Genomic DNA, 2406 nt, shown 5'->3' on the forward strand with positions numbered 1-2406 from the left:
CCCGCATTTGCGTTATCTGAGTGCCAGAGTCGCCATCGGTGCACGCTGCGGAGTGGCTAAAACTCGCTTTGGTGTTATGCAACACCTCAAGCATTTCACCCAATTTGTTCGGTGGATGTTTGTTGTGTTGCGCGATGCAACTTCACACCGATACAACACCCAACTACAAACTTTGCGCCAACCAGCAGCGCGAGGAACACGGCGAAAACAAGCATCTGCGTCTGGTCAATCGCGCCAACGCGGCTACGAATATCGTCGTTAAGCAGGTGCGCCACAACGATCAGCATCATGATCGAAGCGCCGAGAACCCGGTGCCATTTGGATCCAAAGACAACGAGCAATGCAACACTGGCTTGGACGAATAACAGTGTTGTCTCACCGAGAAAATTTTGGACTTCTCTCTGACTCGACCAGAATTCTTCGGAGGCGAACGTTGACAGGCCCGAAAGCCAGGGGATCGACAATGCTGTCGCAGCAATTAGTAGCATCAAATCCGAAATTCGAATTCTCGGAAAAAATCGATGGCGAGTAGGTGAGGCGTCGCGAAGAAGATTAGTTGGGACTAGCTCAATGGAGAACTGAACGATGGCAAGAAACGCCCAACAGCCGACAATGGGGAATGCCAAGGCATACTTTGTATGCGCCGAGAAACTAAAGTCATACTGCGCGAAGGAATGAAACGTCAGCGCAAAAATCGCGAATGCTTCCACCGTTCGCCTGAATATCGTGTCGCGCGAGACAACAAGCCAACCACCAACAAACGCGACTAGAGTCAGCTGCGCAACTCCAAGGCAAACGGCTGCCAGTTGACCGTTTCGAAAGATGTTCGCGAATGCAATCGCCTGCAGAATCGAGCAGATCATTGCCACGCAGATTCCGTAGCTTAAGAATCTCAAACGGTGTTTGCCAAGTGGCAACAACCATGCAAAACACCAGGCTGCGCCCAATGCAACGACCACGATGAACCGGACGCGGGCGGTCTTCGTGAAATCCGTCGTCGAGGCCAACTCGCCAGTCTGGGCGTTCCAGATGGACAAGCGATCCAAGCAACCGTCGAATGGGTGCTCGTTAAGAGATTCCCAAAATAGATTCTTGGTCGGGAAGTGTAGGAATTCAGGCTCGGGCGGCAATCGACTTACGATTTCACCCTGCTGGTTGGATGCTACTCGTTGGGTTGTTTCTTTGTCGTCGTTGAGAATCAAGTCGCCTCCATCCGTCAGCTGGGGTTGCACCAACTCGCTGTGCGGCAATTCGACTCTCTTGCCCGTTGCGGGCCAATAGAGTGCGTAACGCACCTTTCCTGGATCATCATCATTCGGCGGTGCGACCGACTCCAACAACAAAGCATCCAACGACACACTCACTACATCTTCTAGATCTGGATTGGTCAAATTGCGAGGTTCGGCTCGAAACGAACCTTTGTCATGCCAAAGTATCTCGTCATTGCCGATCGAAAAGGAGGGAGCAAGGTATACGTACGTGTCGTCTGGCACCGAATGCTTATCGATGATCGCTAGATCATCCGTTGATAGCATGTAAAGATGCAGAACTCCGTCATTGTCTGTGTCCGCAAATATCAATGCCTTACCATCGCGAGTGAATGTGCTCCAGTACCCGTGACTTGGGACAGGCAGCGTGCGCGAGATACGCGAATCCAATGTCATCGGATCTAGTAGACTCAGTGTGGTAGCGCCATTGGCTTGAGTCCCGAATATCGCGACTTCGCCTTTCGCAGACTGACCACGCGTTCGCAAAGTATGAAGCGTTCCGGCTTGGACTCTCGTCGAAATCAAGTTTCCGCGTGAATCGTGAAGCTCCAGCCAGATTTTTTCTTTGCCGATCGGCGGAAGGCTGAAACGCATACTTAATAGGTGGTCCTGATCGACTAGGCAAACAGATCGCCAAGCTAATAGATCGCTCGCGGTCGACATCAGTTGCCACCATATCGCAACACCCAATAGGATCAGCACAGCGCGATAAACCAAGCCAGAGTTGGATTTTTGCCACACGTCAATGCTATTCGTTGCGAGGGAACTAGGAATGAGTATCCGACTCGTTGGTCGCGCAAATACGAGACCCGCGGTTGGCCTGACTACTTAGAAGATGGCTCAGACACGCAGAAGAGTAGGCGCGAAAACTTCTCCTGCATATCCCCTTCGATTCGAGGCCAGACTCTCTACCAACTTGCAAGGTAATAAATAATAAAGTAATAAAAAGCCACCCAATTTTCAATTTCCGCAAGGAGCTTTTCCAGAGTCTTTGCTTCGGAAATATTCCCCCTTTGGAGGCGATGAGGGCAAGAAAGGGGCAAGAAAGCAAGAAAGGGCCACCCAAACAAAGGGCACCCATTTTCTTTTAGCAAGGAGCTTGTCCAGAGTCTTTGCTTTGGAAATATTCCGCCATTGG

2 protein-coding genes are annotated in these 2406 nt (G+C 51.0%); both read right to left on the bottom strand.

Features of this window, described 5'->3' with window-relative positions:
• Positions 1-95: 95 nt before the first annotated feature.
• Positions 96-2009, bottom strand: a complete 1914-nt coding sequence (locus tag CA13_RS01410) for a hypothetical protein (RefSeq protein WP_146394111.1) — start codon at positions 2007-2009, stop codon at positions 96-98.
• A gap of 167 nt (positions 2010-2176) precedes the next feature.
• Positions 2177-2406, bottom strand: a 230-nt coding sequence (locus CA13_RS34500; RefSeq protein ID WP_419193811.1) for a hypothetical protein, incomplete at its 5' end; no start/stop codon positions are given.

Source organism: Novipirellula herctigrandis (genome assembly GCA_007859835.1).
Taxonomy (GTDB): domain Bacteria; phylum Planctomycetota; class Planctomycetia; order Pirellulales; family Pirellulaceae; genus Novipirellula_A; species Novipirellula_A herctigrandis.